This window comes from Nocardia sp. NBC_00508, assembly GCF_036346875.1.
Lineage (GTDB): Bacteria > Actinomycetota > Actinomycetes > Mycobacteriales > Mycobacteriaceae > Nocardia.
In genome coordinates, this window is record NZ_CP107852.1 from 4,604,775 (window position 1) to 4,618,910 (window position 14,136).

Here is a 14,136-nt window from a genome sequence, read left to right on the forward strand (position 1 = left end):
CCGAAAGCCAGAGCGCTGAACAACACCGAATCGTCCACCGGGCCCGCACTCGTCATCGGATTGGGTAACCCCGGCCCCGAATACGAGCGCACCCGGCACAATGTCGGTTTCCTGGTCGCCGACGTGCTCGCGCAGCGCGTCGGCGGCCGTTTCGGTGTGCACAAGAAGTCCGGCGCCGACCTGCTGCAGGCGCGGTTGGACGGCCGCCAGGTGCTGATCGCCAAGCCGCGATCGTTCATGAACCTGTCCGGGCGGGCGGTGGCCGCGCTGGCCAAGTTCTTCTCCGTGCCGCCGACGGAGGTGATCGTCGTGCACGACGAGCTCGACCTGCCGTTCGGCGCGATCCGCCTCAAGCGCGGCGGCGGCGAGGGCGGGCACAACGGGCTCCGCTCCGTCTCCAGCGCCCTGACCACCAAGGACTACCTGCGCACCAGGATCGGCATCGGCCGCCCGGCGGGCCGGCAGGACCCGGCTGATTACGTGCTCAAGCCGTTCTCGGCACCGGAACGCAAAGAGGTGCCGGTGATCGTCGAGCAGGCCGCCGACGCGGTGGAACTGCTGCTGCGCGTCGGCTTGGAGACCGCGCAGAACCAATTGCACTGAGCCGCAAGAGTGCTCGCTGCTCCGCGCAGCACCGTTCCGCTTGGATAGTGGCTGATTGCCTACGCGCACAACGATAATCGCGTTGGCGCGATGGAAGCGGCCGGACGCGATTCGTGTGCGAGTGGCCCCACGTACGACCACCGTTCAGTGGCGGATCAGCCGTGCGGCAGGTGTATCGCCGTCGCGGATCTGCGCAATTTGCCCGACGAGGTCTTCGGCAGGGCGCCGGGGCCGAGCACCGCGACGGTGCGCGGCCGCACGCCCACCTCGGAGAACACCGCGTGCACGATCTCGTGTTGGATGCGCTTGACCTCCTCGTGGTTCTGGTGGCTGTTGCTCTCCACGACCACCGCGAAGGTCTCCCTCTTCTGGCCCGCGTCCAACCGGACCGCGACGGCATTGCCGGGCCGGACGCCGGACACCCTGGTCGCCGCGCGCTCGATGTCTGTGGGATAGATGTTGCGGCCGCCCATGATGATCACGTCCTTGATCCGGCCGCACACCACGATCAGGCCCTCATCGGTGAAGTAGCCGATATCGCCGCTGTCCAGCCAGCCGTCGGCGTCCTGCGCGGGGCGCAGGCCGTCCACCGTCATGTAGCCGGAAGTGACGGCGGGGCCGCGCAACTCGATCACGCCCACCGACCGGGGCGGCAGCGGCTGGCGTTCGCTGTCGACGATCCGGCCTTCCAAGTGGTCGACCAGGTAGCCCAGCGTGGGCAACCGGCGGATGTGAGCCGGATGCCCGTGCTCGTCCGGCACCGGCACCGCCTTGCCGAGTGCCTCGAGCAGATCGGCGTCGATCACGTCGAGCACCTGTCCGTGGCCTGGGTCGGGAACCGAGACGGCGAGCGTGGTCTCGGCCATGCCGTAGACCGGGGTGAGGGCCATCGGGTTGAGCCCGAAGCGCTTTCCGGCCGCGGCCATGGCTTCCATGGTGTCCGGGTCCACCGGTTCCGCGCCGTTCCACATGTACCGCACGCTGCTGAGGTCGAACGCGCCGTCGTCGGCCTGCCGCAAGCGCCGGGCCAGTAGCGAGTACGCGAAATTGGGTGCGGCGGTGACGGTTCCGCGGTACCTGCTGATCAGCTCCGCCCACAGCAGCGGCCTGGTCAGGAAGTCCAGTGGCGTCACGCACACCACCTCGGCGCCGAATTGCATGGGCACACTGAGGAATCCGACCATGCCCATGTCGTGGAACAGCGGTAGCCAGCTGACCATGACGTCGTCGTCGAGCTGGAACTTCACCCGGTCGAACATGGCGTAGGCATTGACGAAGAAGTTCGCGTGGGTGATCCGCACCGCCTTGGGTGACCCGGTGGAGCCCGAGGTCAACTGCTGCAAGGCGATGTCGTCCTCGCCGGTGGGCACCGGATCGATGTCGGGCCCCTCGGGCAGCTGGTCGATGCGCACCACGGTGATGCCGCGTTCGCGCAGCAGCGGCTCGGCCGCCTCGAACGGCGCGCCGAGCACGACGGCCCGCGCGTCGATCATGGTCAGCACGGTCTCGGTGTCGCGGGCCCAGACCACCAGGTCGGTACGCGGTGTGGGCTGATGCAGCATGGTGATCGACGCGCCGCGCATCCAGATGGCCTGGCAGGCCGGGGCGATATCGACCGGCATGCCGGCGAGCACGCCGACGGCGTCGCCGTGCCCGATGCCCGTCTCGGCCAATCCGCCCGCCATGCGCCGGGCGATCAGATGGATTTCCGCCCAGGTCCGCCGCAGCGGGGCAGCCGGCTCGCCGGTCACCAGCCCGCGCTCGGTGGTCTGCGCTGTCGCGTACATCTCGTCGGTGAACCTGCTCAACGTCCCACTCCTCACCACCAAACCGTCGGCCGGGAACCGGCCTCCCCCAACTATCCCGCCATCGCGGCGCGGCGTTAACCCCCTTTCTGGGGGCGCAGGTCGACAGCCGGAACTAGAGCGCCGCCACCGCGGCGACGAAGCGGTCGAGTTCGTCGAAGCCGACGAAGCAGTGCGGCGAGGCGCGCACGACCGACGCCAGGCCGCGGCCGGTCATGTCCAGCAGGGTCGAGCTCGCGTGGCTGACCGTGACGGTGATGTCCTGCGCCAGCAGCCGGTCGCGCACCTGGGCGGGGTCGACGCCGTCGACGGTGAACGACACGATGCCGCTGTGCCGTATGCCGATATCGCGCACCGTCACGCCGGGAATCTCGGGCAGCGCCTTGCGCAGGTGTTCGGCGCGGGCGGCGATCGCGGCGTAGACGTCCTCCGGACCGAGGTCGAGCAGGTACCGCACAGCGGCGCCGAGGCCGAGCCGCCCCGCGACGTCGCATTCCCAGAACTCGAAGCGGCTGGCGTCGGGCGCGAGCCGGTAATCGCTCGGGCCGGTCCATTCCGCGCTGTGCAGGTCGAGCCGCTCGGGTTCCATGGACCGCGCCAACTCCGGGCGCAGGTACAGGAATCCGGTGCCGCGCGGGCCGCGCAGCCACTTCCGGCCGGTGGCCGACAGCGCGTCGACGCCGAGTTCGGCCACGTCCAGCGGCAGCTGTCCAGCGGACTGGCACGCGTCCAGCAGCACCAGCGCGCCGACCGAGTGCGCGATCCTGGTCGCCTCGGCGGCCGGGTTCACCAGGCCGCCGTTGGTCGGCACGTGCAGCACCGAGACCAGCTTGACCCGTTCGTCGACCAGCGCGGTCATGGCGTCGAGATCGATCTGTCCGCTGCTGTCGCTGGGGATTGTCTCCACCGTTGCGCCGGTGGCGCGGGCGCGCTGTAGCGCGGCGATGGCGTTGCTGGCGTAGTCGGCCTCGGAGACCAGGATGCGGTCCCCGGCGGAGAGCGGGACGGAGTAGAAGAAATCCGCCCAGGAGCGGGTAGCGCTGTCGCTGAGCGCGATGCTCGTCGGCTCGGCGTTGATCAGCGCGCCGATCGCGGTCTTGACGTCGGCGAGGTCGTCGAGACGCTCGTTCGCGGCGCGGTAGCCGCCGATCTCGGCTTCCCGGCGCAGATGCGCGATGACGGTGTCCGTGACGACCCGGGGCGGTAGCGACGAACCTGCGCTGTCGAGGAAAACGGGACCTGGTCCGGGCCCGCAAACGCATCCGGGAGTGTCGGCTCGTACGCGATCGTCATCCAGCATGCAGCCGACCTTAACGGGTGGATTGTTCGGCTTCATGTCGGTTTCTTGTCGGTCTTCGTGGCTACGCTGGATGGACGCCGCGCGCGAAAGGTGGGTCCCGGAGGGGAATACGCCCGAGCCGCGCGGCGATAACCGAAGAGCAGCGGACTACATCTCGGACGCCCAGTGGAGGTTGGCATGGCGGTCACGCTCGAGAGACTCCAGACGGCCAGTTGTGCCACCGAGCAGGGGGAATTGTCCACCCGCGCGGCGGCGGAGGCGTATATCGGCGGCGTCTGCTTCAAGCTGGGACCACCCGCCTTGATCGGCGCCGAACTCGAATGGCTCACGGTGCAGGGTGAGTGTTCGGCCTCCGGCCCTTCGGCCGCTCCGCGTCCGCAGCTGTCTGCTCTGGCGGATGCCCTCGGACCGTACGCACCGCGGTCCATCGCCGCTGATTCGCCGGCGCTCGCTCTGCCGGGGGGCAGCCGGGTCACTCTCGAGCCCGGTGGTCAAATCGAACTCTCCAGTGCCCCCTACGGTACTGCCGCGCAGCTGTGTGACCGGCTGCGCGAGGATGCCCGCCTGTTGCGGGAACTTCTCGAATCCCGGTCCATTCGCCCCATTTCCCTCGCCGCCGACGCGGATCGCCGCCCCAAACGCCTGCTTCAGCTGCCGCGCTATCGCGCGATGGAGCGATCCTTCGGCGGCATCGGGCCGTTCGGCAAGCTGATGATGTGCAATACCGCCGCCACCCAGGTCAGCGTCGACGCAGGCGGCGACCGCGCGGAGGTCACCGCGCGCTGGACCGCGCTGTATGCGATCGGTCCCGCCCTACTCGCGGCCTTCGCCTGTTCGCCCGCCCTGCGCGGCGCGCCGCCCGGCACGTGGGCGTCCCAGCGCATGCGGGCCTGGCTCCGGCTGGACAACGCCCGAACCCGCCCACAGGTGCTGGACTGGGCCGACCCGGTCGCCGCGTACGGCAGATGGGCGCTGGACGTACCGCTGCTGTGCGTGCGCCGACCCGACGACGCCGGCGAGCCCGGTAACGGCCACCACGGCGGATGGTTCGCACCGCCCGGCGCGACCTTCGCCGACTGGCTGTCCGGCGCGCTGGACGACGAGGTGGGCCGTCGCCCCGATACCGGCGATCTCGACTATCACCTGACCACGCTGTTCCCACCGGTGCGCGCCTCGGGTCATCTCGAGGTCCGCTACATCGACGCTCAGCCCGGCGACGCGTGGACCGTTCCGGTCCACGTCATCGACGCGCTCCTGTCCAGCCCGGCGGTGGTCGCGGAGGCGACCTCGCTCGCCGCGCCGCTCGCCGATCGCTGGGTCGACGCCGCCCGCTCCGGGTTGGCCGACCCGGACATCCGGGCGGGCGCGGTCGCCCTGCTGCGGCTCGCGGCAGCGCATGCGGCGACCGAGCAGGCGGCCCGCGCCGTCGAATCCGCCGCCGAACGATGTCGCAGCGGTCGCATCCCGACCGAGGACGACATCGTGAACAGTGTCGGTGCAGACCCTCCGGGAGCCGACCGATGACGAGGAACCTGCCGTGCATTGCCGACCAAGCATCGGCCGACCGAGCCCGCATGGGCCGCGGTCCCATCCCGGCCGAGGATGGTGCCGGCACACAGCCTCCGGGAGCGGCCCCGTGACGACCTACCTCCCACGCATCGTCGACCGCACGCCGGTCGACCAGGACAGCAAGAGCCCGATCACCCGTAGCCGCAGTGACTCCACCGGCCGCGACGACGCCGACCAGCACGACTCTCGGAGACGTTTCCCGTGACCACTTCACATCCCGCCCCGACCGACCACTCCGGCACCGAACAACTCCGCGACCGGATCGCCGAGGTACTCACGCGCGCACGGCAGCGCACCATCACTCTCACCGACTGTGTCGACGAAGCCGAACTGGTAGCCCAGCATTCGCGGTTGATGAGCCCGCTGGTCTGGGATCTCGCGCACATCGGCAATCAGGAAGAACTCTGGCTCGTTCGCGACGTCGGCGGCCGCGAGCCGGTGCGCGCCGACATCGACGAACTCTATGACGCGTTCAGGCACGCCCGCGCCAACCGGCCCGGGCTGCCGCTGCTCGACCCGACGCAGGCCCGCGGTTACGTCGGCACCGTGCGCGACAAGGTGTGGGATGTGCTGGAGCGCAGCGACTTACAGGGCAGGCCACTGGTCGACGGCGGTTTCGCCTTCGGCATGATCGCCCAGCACGAGCAGCAGCACGACGAAACCATGCTGGCCACCCACCAGCTGCGCGCCGGCGTCGCCGTGCTCTCCGCGGCGGCCGCGCCGAGCGCTGCGGCGGCCGTGGGCGCGGACGTCGTCGTCCCCGCGGGCGAGTTCACCATGGGCACTTCGACCGACGCCTGGGCGCTGGACAACGAGCGTCCCGCCCATCAGGTGTGGGTTCCCGGCTTCGCGATCGATGCCGCACCCGTGACCAACGAGCAGTACCTCGCCTTCCTCGACGACGGCGGCTACGAGCGTCCCGAACTCTGGTCCGAGCGCGGCTGGGCACACCGACAGGCGGCCGGTCTTGTCGCACCGCAATTCTGGGAGCGCGACCCGTCCGGGCGTTGGTGGCGGCGGGTGTTCGGGGTGATGACCGCGCTGCGGCCGGGTCAGCCGGTTGTCCACGTGTGCTGGTTCGAGGCCGAGGCCTATGCGAACTGGGCGGGCAAGCGGCTGCCCACCGAAGCCGAATGGGAGAAGGCGGCCAGATTCGACCCGGCCACCGGCGCGTCACGCCGATTCCCCTGGGGTGACGCCGATCCCGACCTCACCACCGCGAATCTGGGGCAGCACCATCTGGAACCAGCCGAGGTCGGCGCGTATCCCGCCGGTGCGTCTCCCGCGGGTGTGCACCAGCTGATCGGCGACGTCTGGGAATGGACCGCGTCGGGTTTCGAGGCCTACCCGGGCTTCCGCCCCTTCCCGTACCGGGAGTACTCCGAGGTGTTCTTCGGCGGCGACTACCGCGTGCTACGCGGCGGCTCCTTCGGAACCGATCCGGTCGCCTGCCGCGGCACCTTCCGTAACTGGGACCATCCCATTCGTCGCCAGATCTTCGCCGGCTTCCGCTTGGCGCGCGATCTGCGACCGGGAGAAGGCGAGTGAGCCGGCCTCGTCATGGTCTCGGTGCGCAGCTCACCGCTGGCAGTGGCACGTCCGGCCGTCGCGGCGGTGTGCGCGGACGACGCTCAGGGGGGCCGTGCGAACCGACCCGCATGCGCCCCACACCCACGGAACCGGCGGGCGCCCATGTGTAGACATCTGGGCTATGTCGGTCCGTCGGTGCGTGTCGGTGAGATGCTGACGCTCGGATCGCATTCGCTGCGCACCCAGTCGTGGGCCCCGCGGGATATGCGCCGCGGCGGCACCATCAACGCTGATGGTTTCGGCGTCGCCTGGTGGCACACCGTGCAAGACGTGGTCACCGTCAGCCGGTATCGCAACGCCGCGCCGATCTGGACCGATCCTGCGGTGGACGAGGTGCTGCCGCAGCTGGAATCCTCCGCGATGCTCGGCGCGGTGCGGTCGGCGACGGTCGGCATGCCGGTGGAGCGGTCCGCCTGCGCGCCGTTCACCCGGGACCGCTGGGCCTTCAGCCACAACGGCGTGGTTCCGGACTGGCGCCGCACTTTGACCGCGGTGGCCGCCGAGTTCGCGCTCATCGCCGCCGAACTCGGCGCCGAGGAACTGTTCACCCCCGCGCGGCTGCTGGAGGCGGAGTCCGCCACCGACACCGCCACGCTGTGGGTGCTGCTGTGCGATCTGCTGGCCACCAGTTCGCCGGACGGCGAGTGGTCCGCGGCTCCGGCGGCGTTGCGGCTGCTCGTTTCCGCGATCCTCGACCGGGCGCCGGAGGCGCGCCTGAACTTCCTGCTCTCCGACGGTGCGCAATTGTGGGCGACCACCTGCCACCACTCGTTGTCGGCGCTGGTCACCGACGACTTCGCGATCGTGTCCTCCGAACCGTTCGACGACGACCCCCGCTGGCGGTCGATCCCGGACCGCAGCCTGGTGACCGCCAGGCCGGGCGAGTTGTCCGTCGACACCCTCCTCTGACCCGAAAGGCCCCTGCCATGACCGCAGCGACCCTGGACATCCACCTCACCGACGACGACCTGACCGCGGCTCTGCGCTCGGACGCCCGGCTGGGCCTGACCGCGAACCCGAAGTGGCTGCCGCCCAAGTGGTTCTACGACGCCAAGGGCAGCGAGCTGTTCGAGCGGATCACCGAGCTGCCCGAGTACTACCCGACCCGCACCGAGCGCGCCCTCCTGGAGCGGGTGGTCGGCGAGATCGCCCGTGCTGCGCAGGCCGAGGTGCTGGTCGAGCTCGGCGCGGGTTCGGCGGCCAAGACTCGGTTGCTGCTCACCGCGCTGAGCGCTGGGGGCCCGCTGAAGACCTATGTGCCGCAGGATGTTTCGTCGGCGCTGCGGGTCACGGCGGACGAGGTCGCGGCCGAGTTCCCTGGCCTCGCCGTGCACGGTGTGGTCAGCGATTTCACCGACACGCTGCAGAATCTGCCGCGCGGTGGCCGCAGGATGATCGCTTTCCTCGGCGGCACCATCGGCAACCTGGTCCCCGAGGAACGGGCCGAGTTCCTGGTCCGAATCCACGACGTGCTCGAGCCCGGCGAGCATGTGCTACTTGGCGCCGGGCTGGTCATCGACCCGGCGGTGCTGGTCCCCGCCTACGACGACGCGGCAGGCGTCACCGCCGAGTTCAACCGCAACGTGTTGCATGTGCTGAACTCCCGCTTGCGCGCCGACTTCGCGCCGGCGAAATTCCGGCACGTCGCGGTCTGGGACCCGGTGCAGGAGTGGATCGAGATGCGGTTGGAGGCGAGTGAGGACATGACCGTCACGGTCGCCGACCTCGATCTCACCGTCGGCTTCGCCCGCGGCGAGCAGCTGCGCACCGAGATCTCGGCGAAATTCCGGGCCGAGCGCCTCGACGCCGAACTCGCCGCCGCGGGCTTCGCCACGCAGAACGTGTGGACCGATCCGGACGCGCGGTTCGCACTGGTGCTCGCCGAACGCCGCTGACCGTCTGCCGGTGCGCCGGGCGGGGCGGGTCGCCTCGTCCGGCGCACCGGGCGGGTCGTCGCCCTCGATGACGTCCAGGCCGGTGTCGGTGGCGCGCGCTACGCCGGCGCACCGCCGACCACCGCGGCCAGCCACTCGATCAGCGGCCGCATCGTCTCCCAGGCGGCGCGCACTTCCTTCGCCGCCCGCGGCGTCTCCAGCCATGCGGGCGCCCCGAATTCCTTTCCACAGGTGAGGGACTTGTGCCGGAGCAGGTCGATGCGCGGATGGTCGGCGTCGTAGCCCTTGGGCTTGGTCTTCAGCTTCTCGCCGCCGATCGCGAAGCCCGCCTCGGCCAGTTTCCCGAGAATCGCCGCCAGCTCGGGTCCGCGCACGTCGTCATCGATAGTGGCGCGCAGCTGCGTGAGCTGGTCGGGGGAGCCCTGATAGAAGCCGCCGCCGATGTACAGCCCCGCGGCGCCGATCTGGACGTACCAGCCGACGCCCGGAGCGGCGCGCACCACGGCGCCCTGGGCGGTCTTGTACGGCGATTTGTCCTTGGCGAACCGAACATCGCGGTACGGCCGGAAGATCTTGGCGGACCCGAAGGCCGGTTCGAGGTCGGCGACCAGCGCGGTCATCGGCTGTTTCACCGCGCGCTCGTAGGTCTCCTTGTTCGCCGTCCAGAAGGCTTTGGAGTTGTCGGCCTCGAGATCTTCGTAGAAGTCCAATCCGATAAGGGGGAAGCCTGCGAATCCGGTCATGATCGTGCCTCGATCGCAGCTGTACGGTCTTCGCGGAAACCCAGGCCTGCCAACGGGACTACACCGAATCGACGCATACGGGAAATCTACGTCGTCAACTCTCCGCCGAACATGACGAACCCGACGATGAAGCCGATCACCATCCCGACGCCCGACGCGATGGCGGCCCATTTGCCGAGCGATTCCCCCTTGTTGTGCCCGATCACGCCGAGCACGATCCCGGCCGGGCCGAACAAGATCGGGCAGAACAACACCGCCGTCACCGCGCAGACGAATCCGATGATGGAGTACACCTGGCTACCCGACTGCCGGGGCGGGGTGGCATAGGGTTCGTACCCCTGCTGCGGGTAGGACGGGTAGCCGTACTGCGGCGGCTGCGGCCCCGCCGGGGGATAGTTGTACGGGTACTGCGGTTGACCGCTCGGCGGGTAGGGCTGCTGAGCATCGGCAGGCGGCTGCCCGGCCGGGGGATACGGCGGCTGCTCGCCTGGAGGGTATTGCGGTGGACCGCCCGACCCGTACCGCGTTTGATCACCCGGCGTGAACGGCGTCGTCGACTCGTCGCTCGGAGGTTGCGGTGCGGAGCCGGACAACGGGGTTTCCGGTGGCTGGCCCGGTGCGGCGGGTTCGGCTCCCCACGATTGCTGACCGCTCCGGCCATCGGCGCCCCACTGCTGCGGTTCAGAGGGCTGCCCGCTGGGTTCCGCGCCCCACTGCCCGCCTAACGGGCCAGCGGGCGGCGCGCCGGTGGGCTGCCACCATTGCGCGGCGGGCTGGCCTTCGACTGGACCCGGCTCGCCTTCATATGGCTGTTGCGTGGGCGTCGGTTCTTCCTCGGCGGATTCGCCGCCCGGCGCCGACGACGGGGTATCCCCGGTCGGCGGCTGTGCGGATTCGCCGCCGGACGCGTCCCCGGTGTGCTTCGACGACGGCGACGTGGATGGGCGCTGCGCGTCGTCCGTCGGTCCCGGATCCTTCGGCGTGCTCATCGCACCCTCCTCGTATCGTCCCGGTCACGCCACCTATGCCTACCACGGCGAACTCGTCGTCATACCCGATTGCGCCGGTGTGGCGCACCGGGCCGGGGCACGCTCAGAGGTCCTCCTCGCTGACGATCTCGATCGCGGCCACCTCGGCGGACCGGTCGTCGGCTTCGTCCTGCTCGGCGCGGCCGTCGCTCTGTGTCCATTCCTGGTCGAGCTCGTCACCGATGCCGAGCCTGCCGTCGTCCTCGTTCTCGTGGTAGCGGATGGTCAGATCTTCGGGCGGATCCTCGATGTTGCGCTGATACTCGCGGATCTCGTCCTCTTGGTCGTCATCCCCCATCTCGTTTTCCAACGGGTCACGGTCCATACCCCCAGTATCCCCGCTCCTCGCCGCAACTAACGGTTGCAGGACGCGACACCCGACATGTCCAACGCACCTTCAACGCAACAGCTGGTTTCGCAAGCACATGGGTAACTCCATGTACTCGCATCGAACTAGCTTGCGATTGGCATCGTTGGGGAGTGTCTGATTAAGGGTGGATCCGACCTCGGTGTTGGTTAGTTACCGGTCGGGGCGATCCGGCCTTCGAAGGTGATCGCGAAAGCGTTGAGCGCTGGGTGTAGACCTGGGTGGTCTCGGTGGGGGCGTGCCCAAGCCGCTTGCGTACCACCTCGATGGAGACTTTCCGCTCGTGATCATGCACTCCGCGGGCTTGGCCGACCAGATGCGGCGACTTGCCCGGATAGAACACGGACGCGTCGCCACGAATTCGGCCTACGGGGACATGATGCGCGAAGCTCTCGACTACATGATCGCGCGGCACCCGACGCCGAACGAATGGTTCGACCCGACGCAAGCTCGGTTTTTCGACCAACAGGAATTGGACGAGTATCTGCGGGCTTTCCGAGACTATCTGTTCGGAAATCGCCCGGAGCCCATCTACCCACCCGCCCGCAATCGGCCAACACCGGATGGGGCGCCCGGCGGTGGAGCAGCGAGAGACTCCGGGGGACCGAACGTCCTGTAGCCGCTTCCCGTGCGGTTCGAAACGGCCACGTGCTCACTGTCGAAGACCAACGTCCCGAGACCACGCAGAGGACGGCGTGCTCAGGTGAGCCAGTCGGGGCAGTCGTCGGCGCGGTGCGGGTATTTGGTGAGCGAGACCGGAGTTTCGGCCTGTGCGACGGCGAGCTCGTAGTAGTGGAGCAACCCATCCGTGGGGAGCGCAGACCATGGTGCCGAGTGGGGTTCTCGACGACGATGTGGCCCAGGATGTCGAGAACCGCCTGCCAGCTCCGTTCCCAGGGCAGATGCGGCCACCGTGGCCGCGCGACAAAGAAACAGGACCACACGGGCCTCGACACGAGACCGCCGGGTCACCCCACACGTCACACACCTAGAAAGGACCGCCGACATGGCCGTCGCCGAAGACCTTGACAGCGCCACCGACTCGCAATGGGACTGGGTCGCCGAACAAACCCGCACCTACCTGGCCTCGGGCGGCACCGAGGGACACGAGAACAACGGGGTGCACACGCTCGTGCTCGCCACGACCGGACGCAAGACCGGGCAGCCGCGCCGCACCTGCCTGATCTATAGCCGCTCGGGCGACGAGTTCGTCGTCGTCGCCTCCAAAGGTGGCGCCGACGATGACCCGGCATGGTTCAAGAATCTCCTGGCAAACCCGAGCGTCGGAGTGCAGGCCGGCACCCACCGATTCACCGCCCACGCCCGGGTCGCGTCCGCAGCCGAGCGCGAGCCCCTCTGGACCCAGATGGCACAGATCTTCCCCCTCTACGACGACTACGCGCAGAAGACCGACCGCATGATCCCAATCGTCCTGCTCACTCCGCAGACCCAACCTCGCTCGTAAACGCCCCGACGCAATCGTCGTCCGCAACGCCCTGCGACCACAGTGGATCAGACAACGAGTCGGCGAGAACGGATCGCTTGTTGAACACCAACCCGGTCGGCCGGAATCGCTGTGACTCGCAGCGTTCAGTGGCGGTGTTCTCGCACCGTCAGGTGGCGCCGATGAGACCGAATGTGGGGCCAGGAGTCGCAGGGGTTTGAACTTCCCATAATGCCGATGACCGCGCACGCAGAAGGGCCGCGCGAAAACCACAGAGAACTCTCACAAGTCATGGGAGCGACGCCCGACCCGGCCCAGTAGCGTCCAGGGCGAACGAAGGAGATCGAACATGACTGGTGGGCGCAACGGATTCCTGCTGCTCGGTGGTGCGGCGTCGGTCGGGGCGGGTGCGTTGCACCTGTTCGCCGCGGGACTGCATACCGAGCACGCCACCCTCGCCCGGCTGATGGTCGTGCTCGCGGCAGCACAATGCGCGGCCGGGCTGCTGGCGTCGGTGAGCACGCGAAAGGCCATGCCGGTCACGGTGATCGGGGTGAACCTCGTCGCGGTGGTGATCTGGGGGTACACCCGGTTCGCGGGGCTGCCTTGGCCCGACGGCCTCGACACGGCGGAGGCGCCGCAGTTCCTCGACAGCACGTGCGCGGCGCTGGGGCTGCTCGCGATCGCCGGTGCAACCGTCACCCTGGCGCGCCCCAGGGCGGCACTGCCCACGGCACCGACCGCGACCGCCGCCGGTCTGGCAGGCGCCCTCGCCGTCGCGGCGATGCTCGGCGGCGCTGGACACGTGCACAGCCACGACGCCGGCGACCACACTCATGCCGGCGGCGACCACACCGACCACGGGACCGGCACCGCATGGCCGCGGCCGTGGGATCCGGCGCCCCCGGTCGATGTGTCCGGCGTGCCGGGCGTGACCGCCGCGCAGGAGCAGCGCGCGACCGCCCTGATTCGCAGCACCCTCGACCAGCTGCCCGCGTTCGCCGACGTCAGTTCCATCGGCGCACTGGGCTTTCGCTCCATCGGCGACTCGGCCACCGGTTACGAGCATTACATCAACACCGGCTACATCCGCGACGACCGTTTCCTTGACGCCACCCACCCGGAGTCACTGGTTTACCGGGTCGACGGCGCCGATCGGACCCTGGTCTCGGCGATGTACATCGCCAAGGGCAAGAAGATCGACGACACCGAGCTGGTGGACTACGGCGGGCCCCTGATGCAGTGGCACGTCCACGACGACCTCTGCTGGAAGACCGGCGCCGACGGTCCTCAGGTTGCCGGTGTCACCGACGCCCAGGGCAACTGCCCGCCCAACTCGATCAACCCCGGCGCGGGCAATCCGATGGTCCATGTCTGGATCACCGCCAACCAGTGCGGACCGTTCGCGGCCCTGGAAGGCCACGGCGCAGGGCAGGCGGCCGCCACCGTGGACGGCCGCCGTACCGACACCTGCTCCCACGATCACACCGGCGGGCACCGCTGAGCGGCCCCGCGCCCTGGCGTGCACTCGTATGCAGCCCGTTCCTCCCGAAAAGGCCAGCGCTGCTGTGGAACTCACTAGATCAACGAATGACAAGCTGTCGGCGTCGCCTGCAGCGGGAGCACCACAGAACTTGCAGAGGTTGGACTGCGACGCGACACCAGGCACCGGCACTCCCCACGCCGACGCCGAACGCACCCTCATACCGAATAGCGCGTTACCCAGAGAAAGTGCAGCAGGTCGAAATCCCGCCCGATGCGTGCGGCGTGGCGATCCAACACGAGTGACAAC

14 protein-coding genes are annotated in these 14,136 nt (G+C 69.1%); 9 read left to right on the forward strand and 5 right to left on the reverse strand.

Going from position 1 to position 14,136, the window contains the following annotated elements; translation table 11 throughout:
* Nucleotides 1-15 precede the first annotated feature (15 nt).
* Nucleotides 16-603 (forward strand): aminoacyl-tRNA hydrolase, encoded by a 588-nt coding sequence (pth, locus tag OHA40_RS20355; RefSeq protein WP_330234292.1) that lies wholly within the window; start codon nt 16-18, stop codon nt 601-603.
* Nucleotides 604-758: 155 nt separating this feature from the next.
* On the opposite strand, the gene OHA40_RS20360 is transcribed toward pth, so the two are convergent.
* Together OHA40_RS20360 and OHA40_RS20365 are read right to left on the reverse strand one after the other, a co-directional pair.
* Nucleotides 759-2,411: a fatty acyl-AMP ligase gene (locus OHA40_RS20360; RefSeq protein ID WP_330228487.1), complete on the reverse strand. Its 1,653-nt coding sequence runs from the start codon at nt 2,409-2,411 to the stop codon at nt 759-761.
* A gap of 112 nt (nt 2,412-2,523) precedes the next feature.
* Entirely contained in the window at nt 2,524-3,708 is a 1,185-nt protein-coding gene (locus OHA40_RS20365; RefSeq protein WP_330228488.1) for an aminotransferase class V-fold PLP-dependent enzyme, read from the reverse strand.
* A 177-nt stretch (nt 3,709-3,885) separates the two neighbouring features.
* On the opposite strand from OHA40_RS20365, the gene egtA reads away from it, so the two are divergent.
* The 5 genes from egtA to egtD all read left to right on the forward strand — a co-directional run bounded on the left by egtA (nt 3,886) and on the right by egtD (nt 8,762).
* Nucleotides 3,886-5,232: an ergothioneine biosynthesis glutamate--cysteine ligase EgtA gene (egtA, locus tag OHA40_RS20370; RefSeq protein WP_330228489.1), complete on the forward strand. Its 1,347-nt coding sequence runs from the start codon at nt 3,886-3,888 to the stop codon at nt 5,230-5,232.
* A gap of 112 nt (nt 5,233-5,344) precedes the next feature.
* A complete protein-coding gene (locus OHA40_RS20375; protein ID WP_330228490.1) occupies nt 5,345-5,482 on the forward strand; it encodes a hypothetical protein in 138 nt (45 codons plus the stop codon).
* On the forward strand, nt 5,479-6,825 hold the full coding sequence (gene egtB, locus OHA40_RS20380) for an ergothioneine biosynthesis protein EgtB (RefSeq protein ID WP_330228491.1): 1,347 nt from the start codon (nt 5,479-5,481) through the stop codon (nt 6,823-6,825). The genes OHA40_RS20375 and egtB overlap by 4 nt, the downstream gene beginning before the upstream one ends.
* A gap of 144 nt (nt 6,826-6,969) precedes the next feature.
* Entirely contained in the window at nt 6,970-7,776 is an 807-nt protein-coding gene (egtC, locus tag OHA40_RS20385) for an ergothioneine biosynthesis protein EgtC (RefSeq protein ID WP_330228492.1), read from the forward strand.
* Nucleotides 7,777-7,793: 17 nt separating this feature from the next.
* The gene (egtD, locus tag OHA40_RS20390) at nt 7,794-8,762 is read left to right on the forward strand and encodes an L-histidine N(alpha)-methyltransferase (RefSeq protein ID WP_330228493.1); all 969 of its coding nucleotides are present in this window, start codon (nt 7,794-7,796) and stop codon (nt 8,760-8,762) included.
* A 98-nt stretch (nt 8,763-8,860) separates the two neighbouring features.
* Here egtD and OHA40_RS20395 read toward each other — a convergent pair whose 3' ends face one another.
* The 3 genes from OHA40_RS20395 to OHA40_RS20405 form a co-directional block, all read right to left on the reverse strand.
* Nucleotides 8,861-9,505 carry a DUF2461 domain-containing protein gene (locus OHA40_RS20395; protein WP_330228494.1) on the reverse strand — a complete coding sequence of 215 codons (645 nt, stop codon included), beginning with the start codon at nt 9,503-9,505 and terminating at the stop codon, nt 8,861-8,863.
* A gap of 86 nt (nt 9,506-9,591) precedes the next feature.
* The gene (locus tag OHA40_RS20400; protein WP_330228495.1) at nt 9,592-10,494 is read right to left on the reverse strand and encodes a hypothetical protein; all 903 of its coding nucleotides are present in this window, start codon (nt 10,492-10,494) and stop codon (nt 9,592-9,594) included.
* 103 nt (nt 10,495-10,597) lie between these two features.
* Complete coding sequence (locus OHA40_RS20405; RefSeq protein WP_330228496.1) at nt 10,598-10,858, reverse strand: hypothetical protein; 261 nt, start codon at nt 10,856-10,858, stop codon at nt 10,598-10,600.
* A gap of 280 nt (nt 10,859-11,138) precedes the next feature.
* On the opposite strand from OHA40_RS20405, the gene OHA40_RS20410 reads away from it, so the two are divergent.
* From OHA40_RS20410 to OHA40_RS20420, 3 genes are all read left to right on the forward strand, one after another.
* Nucleotides 11,139-11,519 carry a hypothetical protein gene (locus tag OHA40_RS20410; protein WP_330228497.1) on the forward strand — a complete coding sequence of 127 codons (381 nt, stop codon included), beginning with the start codon at nt 11,139-11,141 and terminating at the stop codon, nt 11,517-11,519.
* Nucleotides 11,520-11,906: 387 nt separating this feature from the next.
* Nucleotides 11,907-12,365 carry a nitroreductase family deazaflavin-dependent oxidoreductase gene (locus OHA40_RS20415; RefSeq protein WP_330228498.1) on the forward strand — a complete coding sequence of 153 codons (459 nt, stop codon included), beginning with the start codon at nt 11,907-11,909 and terminating at the stop codon, nt 12,363-12,365.
* A 328-nt stretch (nt 12,366-12,693) separates the two neighbouring features.
* The gene (locus tag OHA40_RS20420) at nt 12,694-13,848 is read left to right on the forward strand and encodes a hypothetical protein (RefSeq protein ID WP_330228499.1); all 1,155 of its coding nucleotides are present in this window, start codon (nt 12,694-12,696) and stop codon (nt 13,846-13,848) included.
* Nucleotides 13,849-14,136: the final 288 nt, after the last annotated feature.

Bases quoted from the DNA above. Each gene is read 5' to 3' on its own strand.
- egtD (WP_330228493.1), top strand. From the start codon at position 7,794: ATGACCGCAGCGACCCTGGACATCCACCTCACCGACGACGACCTGACC.
- OHA40_RS20400 (WP_330228495.1), bottom strand. From the start codon at position 10,494: ATGAGCACGCCGAAGGATCCGGGACCGACGGACGACGCGCAGCGCCCA.
- egtA (WP_330228489.1), top strand. From the start codon at position 3,886: ATGGCGGTCACGCTCGAGAGACTCCAGACGGCCAGTTGTGCCACCGAG.
- OHA40_RS20365 (WP_330228488.1), bottom strand. From the start codon at position 3,708: ATGCTGGATGACGATCGCGTACGAGCCGACACTCCCGGATGCGTTTGC.
- egtC (WP_330228492.1), top strand. From the start codon at position 6,970: ATGTGTAGACATCTGGGCTATGTCGGTCCGTCGGTGCGTGTCGGTGAG.
- OHA40_RS20420 (WP_330228499.1), top strand. From the start codon at position 12,694: ATGACTGGTGGGCGCAACGGATTCCTGCTGCTCGGTGGTGCGGCGTCG.
- OHA40_RS20395 (WP_330228494.1), bottom strand. From the start codon at position 9,505: ATGACCGGATTCGCAGGCTTCCCCCTTATCGGATTGGACTTCTACGAA.
- OHA40_RS20405 (WP_330228496.1), bottom strand. From the start codon at position 10,858: ATGGACCGTGACCCGTTGGAAAACGAGATGGGGGATGACGACCAAGAG.
- OHA40_RS20415 (WP_330228498.1), top strand. From the start codon at position 11,907: ATGGCCGTCGCCGAAGACCTTGACAGCGCCACCGACTCGCAATGGGAC.